The sequence below is a fragment of the Neolewinella sp. genome (assembly GCF_965214665.1).
In the GTDB taxonomy this organism is placed as follows: Bacteria; Bacteroidota; Bacteroidia; order Chitinophagales; family Saprospiraceae; genus Neolewinella.
Map to the genome: position 1 here is coordinate 3,595,452 of NZ_OZ243970.1, position 14,576 is coordinate 3,610,027.

General features: G+C 62.3%; 11 protein-coding genes. 7 read left to right on the forward strand and 4 right to left on the reverse strand.

All coding sequences use genetic code 11. The features are described 5' to 3' along the window. Nucleotides 1-67 precede the first annotated feature (67 nt). Genes ACOOHD_RS15420 through ACOOHD_RS15430 form a run of 3 tightly spaced genes read left to right on the forward strand, consistent with a single transcriptional unit; the run spans nt 68 to nt 3,390 of the window. Complete coding sequence (locus ACOOHD_RS15420; protein WP_420458774.1) at nt 68-1,618, forward strand: hypothetical protein; 1,551 nt, start codon at nt 68-70, stop codon at nt 1,616-1,618. Between the two features lie 55 nt (nt 1,619-1,673). After that, entirely contained in the window at nt 1,674-1,919 is a 246-nt protein-coding gene (locus ACOOHD_RS15425) for a 4a-hydroxytetrahydrobiopterin dehydratase (protein WP_420458775.1), read from the forward strand. Next, complete coding sequence (locus tag ACOOHD_RS15430) at nt 1,912-3,390, forward strand: tetratricopeptide repeat protein (RefSeq protein WP_420458776.1); 1,479 nt, start codon at nt 1,912-1,914, stop codon at nt 3,388-3,390. The genes ACOOHD_RS15425 and ACOOHD_RS15430 overlap by 8 nt, the downstream gene beginning before the upstream one ends. A gap of 11 nt (nt 3,391-3,401) precedes the next feature. Here ACOOHD_RS15430 and ACOOHD_RS15435 read toward each other — a convergent pair whose 3' ends face one another. After that, entirely contained in the window at nt 3,402-4,073 is a 672-nt protein-coding gene (locus ACOOHD_RS15435) for a polysaccharide deacetylase family protein (protein ID WP_420458777.1), read from the reverse strand. Between the two features lie 168 nt (nt 4,074-4,241). Between ACOOHD_RS15435 and gltX the strand changes: the two genes are divergently transcribed. Then, nucleotides 4,242-5,735, forward strand: coding sequence for a glutamate--tRNA ligase (gene gltX, locus ACOOHD_RS15440; protein WP_420458778.1), 1,494 nt, complete (start codon nt 4,242-4,244; stop codon nt 5,733-5,735). On the opposite strand, the gene ACOOHD_RS15445 is transcribed toward gltX, so the two are convergent. Further along, nucleotides 5,730-7,034, reverse strand: a complete 1,305-nt coding sequence (locus tag ACOOHD_RS15445; protein WP_420458779.1) for an HD domain-containing protein — start codon at nt 7,032-7,034, stop codon at nt 5,730-5,732. The two genes, gltX and ACOOHD_RS15445, sit on opposite strands and share 6 nt — an antisense overlap. A 294-nt stretch (nt 7,035-7,328) precedes the next feature. Here ACOOHD_RS15445 and trkA point away from each other — a divergent pair, with 294 nt between their 5' ends. Together trkA and ACOOHD_RS15455 are read left to right on the forward strand one after the other, a co-directional pair. Then, the gene (trkA, locus tag ACOOHD_RS15450) at nt 7,329-8,669 is read left to right on the forward strand and encodes a Trk system potassium transporter TrkA (RefSeq protein ID WP_420458780.1); all 1,341 of its coding nucleotides are present in this window, start codon (nt 7,329-7,331) and stop codon (nt 8,667-8,669) included. Nucleotides 8,670-8,684: 15 nt separating this feature from the next. Continuing rightward, nucleotides 8,685-10,157, forward strand: coding sequence for a TrkH family potassium uptake protein (locus ACOOHD_RS15455; protein WP_420461440.1), 1,473 nt, complete (start codon nt 8,685-8,687; stop codon nt 10,155-10,157). Between the two features lie 36 nt (nt 10,158-10,193). Here ACOOHD_RS15455 and ACOOHD_RS15460 read toward each other — a convergent pair whose 3' ends face one another. Then, a complete protein-coding gene (locus tag ACOOHD_RS15460; protein ID WP_420458781.1) occupies nt 10,194-10,637 on the reverse strand; it encodes a hypothetical protein in 444 nt (147 codons plus the stop codon). 38 nt (nt 10,638-10,675) lie between these two features. Between ACOOHD_RS15460 and ACOOHD_RS15465 the strand changes: the two genes are divergently transcribed. Next, nucleotides 10,676-11,926 carry a M16 family metallopeptidase gene (locus ACOOHD_RS15465; protein WP_420458782.1) on the forward strand — a complete coding sequence of 417 codons (1,251 nt, stop codon included), beginning with the start codon at nt 10,676-10,678 and terminating at the stop codon, nt 11,924-11,926. Here ACOOHD_RS15465 and ACOOHD_RS15470 read toward each other — a convergent pair. Then, nucleotides 11,904-14,567, reverse strand: coding sequence for a choice-of-anchor L domain-containing protein (locus tag ACOOHD_RS15470; RefSeq protein ID WP_420458783.1), 2,664 nt, complete (start codon nt 14,565-14,567; stop codon nt 11,904-11,906). The two genes, ACOOHD_RS15465 and ACOOHD_RS15470, sit on opposite strands and share 23 nt — an antisense overlap. Between the last annotated feature and the right edge of the window lie 9 nt (nt 14,568-14,576).

Below are 14,576 nucleotides of genomic sequence, written 5' to 3' on the forward strand. Positions count from 1 at the left end.
CAGCGACTTTCCGCTCAGTATCCCCCACGGGTTATACCGAACACTTTACGAAGCAGTACCCAGTAATATGCCCGAATCCGATAGCATACGTCACTTCCGTACCGGCGCGATCAACTTCACGCTCAAGGGCGGCAGGTTGCGCGCACTGACCTGCTACGGTGAAGAGATTTTCAGTCTGGTGGGCTTAGCCCTACGGGATCCTAACTGGGGTACAATACCCCTACGGGTGGGCGAACCAACCATCGTAGAGCACAGCAACCACCGGCAGATTAGCTATACTGCGGAAAACCACCTCAACGGCGCGAGGGTCTTCGGCTGGTCGGTCACCCTCATCCTGGCGGCCAACCGCCTGAGCGTTGCCGTAGCAGGCGAGTGCCTGACACCGTACCGGGCTAACCGGGCGGGCATGTACCTCCGCATAGCCCCCGCGACCGCGGCCGGCCAACCGGCCAGTATTCATCATCCCGACGGCTCGATCACCGATACCTCCTTCCCCACGTTCATCAGTCCCCACCAGCCCATGCAGCGAGTCGCCGGTCTCCACTGGAACACTCCGGGCGGTACCCACATCGAGCTATCCCTCGACGGCGAGATGTTTGAGATGGAAGACGAGCGCAACTGGACCGATGATGCCTTCAAGCTCTATGCCCCTCCCCTGGACCAACCCTTCCCGGTGGCTTATCACCGTGGCGACCGCATCGTCCAGAGCTTAACGCTCGCTATCTACCCCAGCCAGGAAGGCTTCCGCCCCCTACCCCGACTGCACGGCTGCACACCACTCTACGCTCGCGAGCCTGCGCAGCGGCTAGCGGTCACCCGAAGGGATGTTCTTCCTGGCGGCGTTGTCCCCGCAGTATTTCGGTCGCCTGTCCACCTAGCGTTCGTACTCGGTGGCGAGCCCGTGGCGGAACTCCGTAAGCTTCTCCCCCTGGTGCCCACCCTAGGGGTAGGCTTCGTATCGGTAGCAACCGTAGCGGATAAAATGCTAACGGGCGACACACTGCGTGAACTGTTTCCCCTTCTACAGCAATCGTTCCCCCACATTCCCCGGGGCTTCGGTAGTGCCTTTTACTTCACCGAACTTAACCGCTTCCCACCGCCGGACGACCTCGACTACGACTTCGTCTATTTTGGCAATGCCGCCCTAGTACACGAGACGGACGAGTGGTCCATCATCGAAACCGCCGCCGGTCAGGCCGCTACCGTCTGCGCTGCCCGAGCGCGCTACCCCCGGCAGGAAGTCTGGGTTTCTCCGCTGTCGCTTTACCCACGTTTCAATCCCAATCGCACGGATGGGGGGCGGGCAACGGAGGAGGTCTACCGCCCCGAGCGGCAGTTGCATGATGACTTTATCGCCGGCTGGGTGTTGCGCTGCCTCCTTCATCTAGCCGAAGCGGGATGTGCCACGGTAGAGTTGTCGGAAATTGATCCGGCCCGTAGTTTGTTCCGATGGCTACGGCGGGAAGGGGTTACTGCCATTCGACGCATCTCTCCCGCCAGCCAACGCCATAAAACAGAAGTCGAGTTGCGCGCCGGTGGGTCTACTTACTACATCCTGGCCGAGCACGTTGCCCCCTACTGCTTTAGCGTCGTACCCCTGGAGCGAAAAGGTATCTGACGCTTAGCGTTGCACCGGCGGCCCCGCCCCCCTGTTGTACTGCAAAGCCTTCGCCATGACCTGGACCCACACCGACGATGCCCTACACCGCGACTTTGAGTTTGCCGATTTCCGGCAGGCCTTCGCCTTCATGACCGAGGTGGCCTTCGCCGCCGAGGCCGCCAACCACCACCCCAACTGGTCGAACGTGTACAACCGCGTAACGATCGACCTGACGACCCACGACGCCGGAAATACGGTGACCGACAAGGACCGTAAACTCGCCGATCGCATCGACCGTATCTTCGCGCGTTATGCGTGAAGTGTTTATGCTGTGCGGACTAATCTTAGGCGGGGCCATCGGGAAGGCGACGGAATTTGAATACGTATTTACTCCCGAAGCCAAGACCATCTACGCTGACGTGATGCGCCTCGAACTGGACCTGGCCCAGGCCGGCATCACCCGCCTGAAGCAGACCGAACCCCGCAACCTGGCCGCCTACCACCTGGAGAGCTACGTCGATTTCTTTCGTCTATACCTAAGCGGAGATGAAAGCATGGACGGACTCCTGGCCGAACGCTTCGATCGCCGCATCGCGATGCTGGAACGGGGCGATCAGAGCTCCCCCTACTACCGCTACGCACTAGCCGAGGCTCGCCTACACCGCAGCCTGATGGACCTGCGCTTCGAGCGCCACCTGGCCGCCTTTCGCAATCTCAACCGGGCACACAAGGAGCTGCGGGACAACGCAGAGATCTTCCCAAACTTCGCCCTCACGTACAAAGACTTAGGCCTACTGCACGCCGCCGTAGGGGCCATCCCGCCGCAGTACAAGTGGGGGGTGGAGCTGTTCTCTTCTCTAAGCGGGACGATCGCTCAGGGGCGGGCGGAACTACAGCGGGCGCTGCTGGATTCCGATAGCCCGTTCCGCCTGGAAACCCAGGTGCTCTACGCATTTATGGAGCTGCACCTGGCCGATGAGCCGGAGCAGGCCTACCGTAGCGTAAAGCAACTCGCATTGGAACCCGCCACCAACAACCTGCACTGCTTCGTACGCGCCGCCCTGGCCATGCGCACCGACCGCAACGCCGAGGCCATTACCCTCCTCGAACGGCAGCAGCGGGGGGGCGGCACGGCCGATTTTCCCTACCTCGATTTCCTGCTCGGGCAGGCCAAGCTGCGCAACTTGAATCCGCAGGCGCGGGTGCATTTCCAGTCTTTCCTACTGCGCTACGCCGGCCGCCACTTCCGGGAGGAGGCGATGCAGAAGATTGCCTGGTCGTACCTGCTGGAGGGCAACACCGCAGGCTACCACCAGACCATGGCCGAGATCAGCGGGGGCAGCCGGGCGGGGGGTGATGAGAGTGCGGCGCGGGAGGCAGCCGGCGATCGGGCGCCCCACCTCGGCCTGCTCCGCGCGCGCCTACTCTTTGACGGCGGCTACTTCGCGCGGGCCCGGGCGGAGCTGGATGGTATCGCACTGACCACCCTCACCCCCGACGAGCAACTCGAGCACCGCTACCGTACCGGGCGGGTACTGGGGGGATTGAAAGATTACGCCGGGGCGCTATCCTTCTACGAGCGTACGATCACCCTGGGGCGGGATAACCCGGCCTTCTACGCCTGCAATGCGGCGCTACAGGCGGGGCTACTGGAGGAGGAGCGGGGCAATGCGATGGCGGCGCGGAAGTACTTCCAGACCTGCCTGGACATCGACCCGGCGGAGTACCGTACGGGCCTGCACATGCTGGCTAAGGCTGGTTTGGACCGACTGGCTTCCACTAACCGCTGAATACTACCTAACTAAGCAGTCTTGAGCTGCACGTCGCTTACCGAGCTAGGCGAGGCCACCAACTCAGCGGTAAGCCGGTGGAACGCATATCCCCGCTCACTGTAATAAGCCAGCAGCCGCGGCAGAATCTCGCGCACCTTCTCCTCCGCCTTCAGGCTATCGTGCAGCACCACGATGCTGCCGGGGCGGGCGTTTTCGATGACGTTACTGTAGCAGTCGTCGGCAGTGAGCTCGGGGTCAAAGTCGCCGCTGAGTACGTCCCACATCACGATCTCGTAATGGCGCTGGAGGAACTGTACCTGACTGGGCTTAAGGCGGCCGTAGGGGGGACGGAAAAGGACCGTCTTGAGTTGCTTAGCGCAGTGACGCACATCGTGGAAGTAGGGGACGTTGTCCGTCTTCCAACCATCCAGGTGGTGCATAGTGTGGTTGCCCACGGTGTGGCCGGCGTCGATGACCTGCTGGAGCACGGCGGGGTAGCGGCGCACGTTGTTGCCAACGCAAAAGAACGTAGCCTTAGCGTCATACTCTGCGAGCTGGTCCAGCACCCAGGGGGTAAGCTGCGGGATGGGCCCGTCGTCGAAGGTGAGGTATAGGGTAGGCCGGGCCATGGGGCAGTCGACCCGCCAGTGGAAGGTGGGAAACAGTTTCTGAATTACCCGCGGTGTTTTGATGAGGTACATCGGGCTAAGGGCGTTGGGGGGGAATAGCTCATTGGTGAGGCTGAACTACCTTTGCGTCCATTACTTAACGAGCCGGTATCTCAGGTATTTCATAAACGTTTTTGTGGTAGGTTCTGCTGCTTGCCCAAATATTATATTCCCCGCGGGTGTCCGCTTAATTACATTGTCATGTTTACCGTTCGCGTACGCTTCGCTCCCTCGCCTACCGGTGCCCTACACATTGGGGGACTGCGCACCGCCCTGTACAATTACCTTTACGCCCGGCAACAGGGCGGCACCTTCGTGCTGCGTAGCGAGGACACGGACCAAAAACGCTACGTGCCGGGGGCCGAGGAGTACATCCTGGAATCCCTAAACTGGGCCGGTATCACGCCCGATGAAGGCCCCGGCATCGGAGGAGATTACGGCCCCTACCGCCAGAGCGAGCGCCGCGACACCTACCGCAAGTACACCCAGCAGCTGCTCGACGCCGGACAGGCCTACTACGCCTTCGACACCGAGGCCGAGCTCGAGCAGCGCCGCGCGGACGAAAAGGCCGCCGGCAACCACACTTTCCGCTACGACGCCTCCACCCGCGAGGGCATGCGCAACAGCCTGAGCCTGGGCAAGGAGGAAACCCAACGACTACGCGATCGGAATACGCCCTACGTAGTGCGGCTGCGGGTGGATCCCGGGCAAACCATCCACATCCGCGACATCGTACGCGGTGACGTCGCCTTCCAGAGCGAGGAGGTCGACGACAAGGTGCTGATGAAAGCCGACGGACTGCCCACCTACCACCTGGCCAATGTGGTCGACGACCACCTGATGGAGATCAGCCACGTGATCCGCGGCGAGGAGTGGCTACCGAGCACCGCCCTGCACGTGCTGCTCTACCGGGCCTTCGGCTGGGAAAAGACCATGCCCGAGTTTGCTCACCTTCCCCTCCTACTTAAGCCTAACGGCAAGGGCAAGCTCAGCAAACGCGACGGCGAAAAGCTTGGCATCCCGGTCTTCGCCCTCGATTTCCGCGAGGCCGGCTTCCTGCCCGCGGCTACCATCAACTTCCTAGCCTTCCTGGGCTGGAACCCCGGCACCGAGCAGGAAATCTTCAGCCTGCCGCAGCTAGTCGAAGCCTTCGACCTCGACCGCATCAACAAGAGCGGGGCCCAGTACGATTTCGAAAAGGCCCGGTGGTACAACCAGCAGTACCTGATCGCCAGTGCAGACGAGGAGCTCGCCCCGCTAGTACGACAGCAGTTTGCCGATCACGGCCAGTCCATCACCCCCGCGCAGGCTACCCGCATCGCCGGGCTGCTCAAGGAGCGTGTGCATACGCTAGACGAGTTCTACCCCCAGGGCCGCTACCTCACCGAGCGGGTGGGCATCACCGATGAAAAGATGGCCCGCAAGAAGTGGAAGCCCGAACAGCGCCCCGCCTTTGAGGAGCTGCGCGACCGCCTCGCCGAGCTACCCGACTGGGAGGCCAGCAAGATCAAAGCCGCCACCGTTGCCTTCATGAAAGAACGCGGCCTGAGCTTCGGCGCCGTACTCCCCGTACTCCGCCTGGCAGTCAGCGGCACTACGAACGGACCGGACGCCTTCGCGATCTTGGAAACGGTGGGGCAGGAGGAGACGGTGGCGCGGCTGGGGCTGGGGTATGATGTGATGGACTCCCTATAGCTCCTTCGGATAACAAAGAAAGTACTTCACAAACACCCGCGGCGTGATCCCAAAATCGCTCAGTTGCGACATCGGTACCACCGTATTGTCCTTGCGGCAGATCATGATCTCCTCCTGCTGGGTGGTGTAGGCGCTGTTGGATTCTTTACCGCGGATAATGAGTTGGGCGGCCATATTACTCGGCACCTTACCGCTCCGGGCGAGCGTGCGTTCGATACCGGCTACGTAATCTGCGGGGAAGGGCGTGTCGCTGAATTCGAGGCGGAAGAGCCGGCGATTGACCAGCCCGTAGCTCAGGTAGCTCAGCAAGGGGTCGGGGTGCTGCTGCCAGGCCTTGACGGCGGTGCTGATGTCGGTATCGTCGAGGGCGGCGAAGCAGTCGAGCAGCTCGTTGCGCCGGGCGTAGAAGTCCCTGCGCGTGATGTGGTGGCGCAGGAAGTAGGCCAGCGAGGGTGGTGCCCAGGGGAGTGCTCCAGCCGTGGCCAGGGCGCGGGCCCGCTGTAGACAGAGACGCAGCATCTGCTCGGCGGCCACCACGGTCTTGTGCAGGTACACCTGCCAGTACATGATGCGGCGGCTGGTCAGGAAGCGCTCGACCGAGTAGATGCCCTTCTGCTCCACCACCAGCCGGTCATCGACCACGTTGAGCATCTTGATGATGCGTTCGGAGCCGACTACGCCCTCGGCCACCCCCGTGAAGTAGCTATCGCGGTTGAGGTAGTCGAGGCGGTCCATATCGAGCTGTCCGCTCACCAGTTGGTGCAGGAAGTGCTTTTCGTACTGCCCACGGAATACCTTTATAGCTAGCTCCAGTTTCCCCCCTAACTCCTCGTTGAGCCGCTGCATAAAGAGCAGACTGAGTTCCTCGTGGCGGGCATCGATTAGCGTGTTCTCCAGCGTATGCGAGAAGGGCCCGTGGCCGATGTCGTGGAGCAGGATGGCGATCATGACCGCCTCGGCCTCCTCCTCGTCGATCGTTACTCCCTTTTCGCGCAGACTCATCACCGCCTGCTGCATCAGGTGCAGGGCCCCCAGCGCGTGGTGAAAGCGGGTGTGCAGGGCCCCCGGATACACGTAGTGCGTCAGGCTCACCTGCTTGATGTTGCGCAGCCGCTGAAAGTAGGGGTGCTCCACCAGGTCGAATAGCACGCCGTACGGGATGCTGATGAAGCCGTAGACGGGATCGTTGAGGATCTTCTGCTTTTTCTCCATGGTGGTGGGCGGGGCCGCAGGTGCGAAGCGCGCCGGTAATGCGAAAGCGTGGAATACCGCGAGATTGTTCGGCCCTACGTGTTCCAAGGTCGAGCGGCCTTTGGCCCGAATCTGTAACACCTTGCCGCCGAAGTCGCGCAGCGGCCCCTCAACCAAAGGCAGCTCCGGACTGTCGGTGCTGCGCGGGCCGCGCTAACCTTCCATCCCCCACCACCCTCCTCCAAGACGGCCACAGTGAGCCCCTGGCCTTCGCCACCGCCGTAGCCTACCGCAGCACCGGTAGCCCCATGATCGAATTACGTTGCACTTGCGACCGCGCCCGCATTTCATGTGTTAGAGATTACCGACCTTTGCGCCGCGGCGTACCCCAATTCCCCCCCCATGAATATAGTCATCGCCGGTGCCGGAGACGTAGGCTTTCACCTGGCCGAACTGCTGGCCACCGAAAACCAGAACATCGTACTGATTGACAACGACCAGGATGTGCTCGACTACGCCGGCTCCCACCTGGACGTGCTCACCGTGCGCGGCGACGCCACCAGTATCGCCACCCTGGAAACCGCCCGGGTGCGCAATGCCGACCTGCTGCTGGCCGTGACGACCAGCGAGCAGACCAACATGATGTCTGCCATCCTAAGCAAAAAGATGGGGGCCGGCCGCGTCATCGCCCGGGTGGACAACGAGGAGTACCTCGACTGCGACGGCACCGAGACGATCTGCTCCCTGGGTATCGACCAGCTCATCAGCCCCCGCCAGCTGGCCTCGCTGGAGATCGAGCGGCTAATCAAGAAGTGCTCCTTCACCGACATCTACGAATTCGAGCGGGGGAAGCTCTCCCTGGTGGGGATCACACTGGCCAATGACTCTCCCCTAGTAGGCAAGCAGCTACAGGAGGTCGAGGGGCTCAACAACCGCGAGGAGATGCAGCTCATCGCCATCCTGCGCGGGCACCAGACGATCATCCCGCGGGGCAATACCGAGCTGAGGCGCCACGACCACATTTACTTCATCTCCCGGCCCGAAAACACCAACCTGGTAGAGCACTTCGTGGGCAAAAAACCCCGTACGGTGGTCAACGCCATGATCATGGGCGGTACCGACCTGGCCATTGCCACCGCCCGCCGCTTGCAGCACGACTACAACGTGACCATCGTCGAGAACAGCAAGAAGCGCTGCCAGCACATCACCGAGCTGCTGGACAACGTGCTGGTCGTCAACGGCGACTACACCAACTTCGACCTGCTGGAGGAGGAGGGACTGTCGAAGATGGACGCCTTCATGGCCCTGACCGAGAACAGCGAGACCAACATCATCGCCTGCCTCACGGCCCACAACCACGGGGTGTACAAGACCATCGCCCAGGTGGAAAACAAGGAGTACATCCACATCAGCCAGAACATCGGCGTGGACACCCTCATCAACAAGAAACTGCTGGCCGCCAACGACATCTTCCGCTACGTACGTAAGGGCAACGTGGAGGCCATCACCAGCCTACAGGGCGTGGACGCCGAGGTGATCGAGTACGTCATCACCAAGAGCAACCGCCTGACCAAGCTACCCCTTAAGGACCTGCACTTTCCCAGCACGGCCCTGATCGGTGGCGTCATTCGCGGCGACGAGACGATCATCCCCAACGGCTCCAGTCAGCTACAGCTCGGGGACCGCGTCATCGTGTTCGCCAAGCCGGAGGCCCTGCGCCGGCTCGAGCAGTTATTCCGCTAGTCCGGTATGCGGGAGTTGATCAATTACCGGCCCATTGCCCGTGTACTCAGCGTGCTGCTGCTCATCATCGGCGTGCTGATGTGGACCGGCATCCCCTTCAGTGCCTACTACGGCGAGACGCCCCTACCGCTGCTCTACGCCGGGGGGACCACCATCGTAGCCGCCGGGCTACTCTGGCTGCTCAGCCACCGCAAAAAGGGCGGGGTGCTGCCCAGCGTCGCCGAGCTGAGCATCCATAAGCGCGAGGGCTACCTCATCGTGGCCCTGAGCTGGGTGGCGATGACTAGCTTTGGCATGCTGCCCTACCTCTATAGTGGCATGCTACCCTCGGTACCCGATGCGCTCTTCGAGACGGTCTCGGGTATGACCACTACGGGGGCCTCCACGCTCACCGACATCGAGATCCAGCCCCGCGGTTTGCTCTACTGGCGTAGCCTTACGCAGTGGATCGGGGGCATGGGCATCATCGTACTCACCGTGGCTATCCTACCGCTACTGGGCATCGGCGGCATCGAGCTCTTCGCGGCCGAGGCACCGGGGCCCACCTCCGATAAGCTGCACCCCCGTATCAGCGAGACGGCCAAGCGGCTGTGGTTCATCTACGTGGGCCTCACGGTACTGGAGGGCTTTTTGCTGTTTTTTGCCGGCATGTCGCCCTACGAGTCCATCAACCACGCCCTGACCACCATGGCCACCGGCGGCTTCAGTACGCGTAATGCCTCGGCGGCGGCTTTTTCCCCCACCATCCAGTACATCATGGTAGTGTTCATGTTCCTGGCCGGGGTCAACTACACGGTGCTTTACCTGAGCATCAAGGGGCGCTGGGCGGAGGTCTGGAAGAGTACGGAGCTCAAGGCCTATTTTTTACTAGTACTCTCGCTCACTCTGCTATTTACCCTACGGGTATACTACCTCACGGACGCCGACTGGGAGCTGAGCTTCCGCGATAGCATCTTTCAGATCGTGAGCCTCATCACCACTACCGGCTACGTCTCGGCCGACTACACCAGCTGGGCGCCCAGCCTGACTATGATCTGCTTCGTGCTGCTCTTTTTGGGGGCCTGTGCGGGCTCCACGGCCGGAGGCATCAAGATTATCCGTAACCTCGTCTTTTTCAAGAACAGCTACCTGGAGTTCAAGCGGCTGGTGCACCCCCAGGCCATCATCCCGCTACGGCTCAACGGGCAGATCGTGCCGGGCCGCATCATCACCCATATCTTCAATTTTCTGCTGCTGTACCTCATCATCTTCGTGCTCGGCTCGGTGGTGCTCAGCATCCTGGGCCTGGATTTTGTCACCGCCATCGGGGCCATGGCCACCAGCCTGGGCAACGTGGGGCCGGGCATCGGTGGGGTGGGCCCGGTCGATAACTTCGCCTGGCTCAGCCCCGAGATCAAGGTATTTCTTAGCTTCGTCATGATCGTAGGCCGCCTGGAGATCTTCACCGTCCTGGTGCTCTTCACCCCCTACTTCTGGCGGCTCAACTAGCGGTTCCGGTCCGGGGGGAGCCCTAGCCAGCAACGCCTAATTAGCCGCCAGCCAGGTACGGCGCAGCATGCGGCAGGCCCGCTCGCTGCCGGCGTCATCGACGGCTAGCTGCATGCGGGCGATGGCGGTGTGCATGAGTTGCTGGACGGTTGCACTGTCGGTAGCGCAGCTGTAAGCACTATCCTGGCGGGCGAGGTAGTAGTGGACCTGGTAGTAACCGGCCACCCCACGATCAGGCCTGCACCGGCGTCCCCGCCCGGAAGGAGTGCCGGATGGAAAGGTACGGGCTGGATAGTCTAGGTGATGCAGAGGATGCTGTCGGTGGGTGAGTGTGCCGCTGCCGTCACCGTGCACGCGCAGCTGCCAGCCATCAGGGGTATCTAGCTCGAGGTAATCGAGGGGAGAGGCGGAAGTAGGCGGCTGACTATGGGCACAGCCGAGCAGTAGCAAGAGACCGGCGAGCAGGGCGGGAGTAGGCATGGCAACTATACCGATGCGGTGGGGGTTGGCTTTGGCGTATGCAGTTTGAAAACTATACCCTTGCCAACGGACTGCAGGTGCTGCTCCACCACGATCCGGAGCGTACCGTGGTCACCGTCAACGTGCTCTACAAGGTGGGTAGCCGCAACGACCCGCCCCACCGCACGGGCTTTGCCCACCTGTTCGAGCACCTGATGTTCGCCGGCTCGAAGCACGTCCCCAACTTCGACGATGCGCTGCAACTGGCCGGGGGGGAGAATAATGCCGTGACCAGCAGCGATTACACCCTGTACTACGACGTGCTGCCGGCCGAGAACGTGGAGACCGCCCTGTGGCTGGAGAGCGATCGGATGCGGCAACTCCGCTTCAGTGAGCGGTCACTGGAGAACGAAAAGCGGGTGGTGGTGGAGGAGTTTCGGGAGACCTGCCTGGAGCAGCCCTACGGCGATCTGTACCACCACTTTAACGCGCTGATCTACCGCGAGCACCCCTACCGCTGGCCGGTAATCGGGCAGGACATCAGCCACATCCAGCAGGCAACGCTGGGGGAGGTCAGGGACTTCTACGCGCGCTACTACCGACCGGATAACGCCGTCCTGTGCCTAGCCGGCTGCTTTGACGCGACGACGATCCGGGAGCGCATCGCACAGTGGTTCGGGGACATCCCGCCCTCCGACCCCGCCCTGCCCCAGCCGGCCATCGCCCCGGAGCCCGAGCAGGAGGGCCCCCGCCAGCAGACGGTGTACGGGGAGGTACCTAGTCCGGTGATCTACCTGCACTACCGTACGGTGGACCGGCTGCACCCGGACTTCCCGGCTACCGACGTACTCAGTTTTCTGCTGGGAGGCGGGCGCTCCTCGTGGCTGTACCGGCGGTTGGTGCGGGATACGGAGCTCTACGCCGAGGTCAGCGCCGGCATCAACGACAACCTGGAGTACGGGGGCATCATCGTGGAGGCGCGGCCGAGTGAGGACGTGGCGTATGCCACCGCCTACGACGCCCTGTTGGCCGCCATTGACGCGCTGCTGGAGCAGGGCATTGGGGAGGAGGAGCTCGCCAAGGTAATCCACCAGTTGGAGCAGCGCAACCACTACCGGGAGGCCAACATCAGCAACCGGGCCAACGAACTGGTCTTCTACGCCGCGCTCGGCGAGCCGGAGCTGATCAACACGGAGATGGAGCGCTACTTGGCGCTCACCGTAGACGAGCTCAACCGGGTCGCCCGGAAGTACCTCGTGGCGGAGCGGCGGGTGCTGCTGGAGTACCTCAGTGCGCCAGCAGAATCGTAGTGCCGGCCTCCCGCACCGTTTGGCCATCGTAGAGTTCCACCTGGGCTATCCACAGGTAGGTACCCGAGAGAGCGGGGCGGTCACCGAGCAGCCCGTCCCAGCCCCGGCGGGCGATGTTGGGGGGGAAGTCGCCGTCGGAGTACACCTGTTCGCCCCAGCGGGTGAAGATTTGGAAGCTGACAATGCGGCGTACCAGGTCGGCATTAGCGAAAACGGCCACGTAATCGTTGTTGCCGTCCCCGTCGGGCGTAAAAGCGTTAGGCACGTAGATGGGTTGGCGGCCGTCGACGGCCACGTAGGTGCTCAGGCTATCCGTGCAGCCGTAGATGTCTCTGACGACCAGTTTGACGTCCTGGGTAAAGGGGGCCGAGATGGTAGGGTTGGGGCAGGTGGGGCAGTCGAAGAGGGCGGCCGGCGACCAGCTGTAGGAGAATACCTGGCTGGGGGGTACGCGGTAATTAAGCTCGACCTGGGTGGTCTCGCCCACTTTTTGGGGAATAAAACTGGGTACGGCCACGGGTACGGTGGCGGCGCGGGGGAAGAAGAATTCCGGCTGCTCGAGCTCGCAACCCCGGGCGTCGCGGATGCGGAGTAGGTAGTACTCGCCGGCCGTGATGGTACGCCAAAAGTCCTCCCCGCCGCGGTAGTTCTCGCCGTCGACGCTATAGCGGTAGGGCGGTACACCCCCCGAAGCGGTCAATTTGAGGGGCGGCCGGCGTAGGTCCTCGCAGTCTACCCCAATGGGGTTGATGGGCTCGGGGTCGAGGAGGGCCACTACGGCGGTATCGCTACACCCCAGGGCATCGGCGATGGTCAGGGTGTAGGTGCCTTCCGCTAGTTCGGTGATGCTGAGGTCCGCGATGGGGGCGCCGTTGAGTCGGTAGCTGTAGGGCTCGACCGAGGGGAGGTGGGTAGCGGTGATGCGGCCATCTTCGGCTTCGAAGCAGCTGGGGTCGGTGTAAAAGGTGTTGAGCACGGGCTTGTAGAAGTCGACCCGTAGGCGCTCGTTGACCTCGCTGCTACAGAGCTGATCGGTGACGGCTGTGACCTGGTAGGTGCCACTGCGGGTTACGGGCCAGGGCTCGCCGGCTGTGAGCTCGGAGTCGGGTTGCGGCTCCCCGTCGATGAGGTACGTCAGGGTGAAGGGACCATTGCCCTGTAGATCGGCCAGGATTGCCTGACGCTGGCCCCAGCAGGCCGTCAGGTCCTGCTTGGGAAAGTCCACGGTCGGGGGAGCGGTCTCCTCAGTGGCCGCCCGCCAACTGATGCTAGCTCCACAGGCATCGGTGAGGCGCAGGCCTACGGTGTCGGGTAGCGTGCCACTGATCTCGGGATTAGGCTCGGTGCTACCGAAGCTCCACTCGTACATAAAGGGAGGGACGCCGCCGCGCACGTCGGCCGATAGCCGGGAGCCGCCCCCGCGGCAGTAGCGGAAGGGTTCCCCCGCCGGAATCTCGGGCGGCGTGGGCTCCCGCACGAGTAGGCGTAGGGAGTCGACGTAGCAGGCACAGGGTACGTCAAGTACTAGGTAGGCTTCTTCTTCGCCCTCGACCAGGTCGTCGGGCAGGGCCCGTACGGGAATGTCGACGAAGGGTTGTCCGGCCGGAATGACAATGCGCCCGCTGCCGGCTTGAAAATCAGCCGTATCGGAGGCCACCGAGCTACCCCCGAGACGGTAGGTGACGGTCTGCGGCTGGTCGAGCTTGCTGCCCGGACGGCGGCTGATGCGCAGGGGGGTGTCGGCACAGCCCTCGTAGACGATGAGGGGCTCCTCGGGACCATCCGGGCCGGACAGCGAGGCACCCGCGCCGAGGTCGAAACTGCCCCCCTCCAGGAAGACGGCGGAATCGAGGCGGTCGTCGCTGATATCAGCAATCACCATGCGGATGTGATAGGTCTCGCAGGGCTGCACCTTCAGCGTGGCGGTCAGTACGGTGGTTTGGCCGTCGAACTGAATAGTTTCGAGGCGGGGGCTCTCGCCGTTGGAGGTACGGCAACTGCCTAGGGTATTACGATCGGGAGTGTTGTCGAGAAAAAACTGCTGGTTAGTTTTGTTATTAATTGTATTCACGGTTACAGGAGAGGAAGTGCCCGGCACGCGGGCTACGTTAACCGCCCCGTTGGTGAACGAACCGGTATAGCCCGGCCCGCTGACGAAGAAACCGAAAATGTCGTTGAACTTGGCGCCGACGTACTCGCAGTACTCTTCCGAGGCGAAAACGTAGCGAAAGGTGACCGTGGACTCCAGGGGGATGAAATCGAATTCTACCCCACTACGGTCAAAGACCTCCTTGTTGCTGACTAGGTCGAGGTCCGGGTCGCTGGTGGGGCCGTCCAGCCGGGTGCCTTGATCCCTGACATCATTTGGGCCGGCTGCATCAGTAATCTTACCTGTCGATAGGATGATACCGCGTTCGAAGCCGACTACCTCGCTGGGCCCCTCGAAATAGCCGATGCCTTCCGTGCTCACGCCGATGCGTTGAACATTGAAAATGGTCTTACAGCGGTCGGTAGCAAACACCTCGGTGACCAGCCGCTCGGCGGTGTAATCGGGGTCGAGCGTCAACCCACCGGAGTCCGACTGCGCCAGTAGGGGCAGCACGGCCCACCAAAGTACCAGCAACAAAGACGGTCTTATCACAAGGTGAAG

What these genes read in the sequence shown, in the direction of transcription:
- ACOOHD_RS15425 (WP_420458775.1), top strand. Translation starts at nt 1,674, where the DNA reads ATGACCTGGACCCACACCGACGATGCCCTACACCGCGACTTTGAGTTT.
- gltX (WP_420458778.1), top strand. Translation starts at nt 4,242, where the DNA reads ATGTTTACCGTTCGCGTACGCTTCGCTCCCTCGCCTACCGGTGCCCTA.
- ACOOHD_RS15460 (WP_420458781.1), bottom strand. Translation starts at nt 10,637, where the DNA reads ATGCCTACTCCCGCCCTGCTCGCCGGTCTCTTGCTACTGCTCGGCTGT.
- ACOOHD_RS15420 (WP_420458774.1), top strand. Translation starts at nt 68, where the DNA reads ATGCCCGAATCCGATAGCATACGTCACTTCCGTACCGGCGCGATCAAC.
- ACOOHD_RS15430 (WP_420458776.1), top strand. Translation starts at nt 1,912, where the DNA reads ATGCGTGAAGTGTTTATGCTGTGCGGACTAATCTTAGGCGGGGCCATC.
- ACOOHD_RS15435 (WP_420458777.1), bottom strand. Translation starts at nt 4,073, where the DNA reads ATGTACCTCATCAAAACACCGCGGGTAATTCAGAAACTGTTTCCCACC.
- trkA (WP_420458780.1), top strand. Translation starts at nt 7,329, where the DNA reads ATGAATATAGTCATCGCCGGTGCCGGAGACGTAGGCTTTCACCTGGCC.
- ACOOHD_RS15465 (WP_420458782.1), top strand. Translation starts at nt 10,676, where the DNA reads ATGCAGTTTGAAAACTATACCCTTGCCAACGGACTGCAGGTGCTGCTC.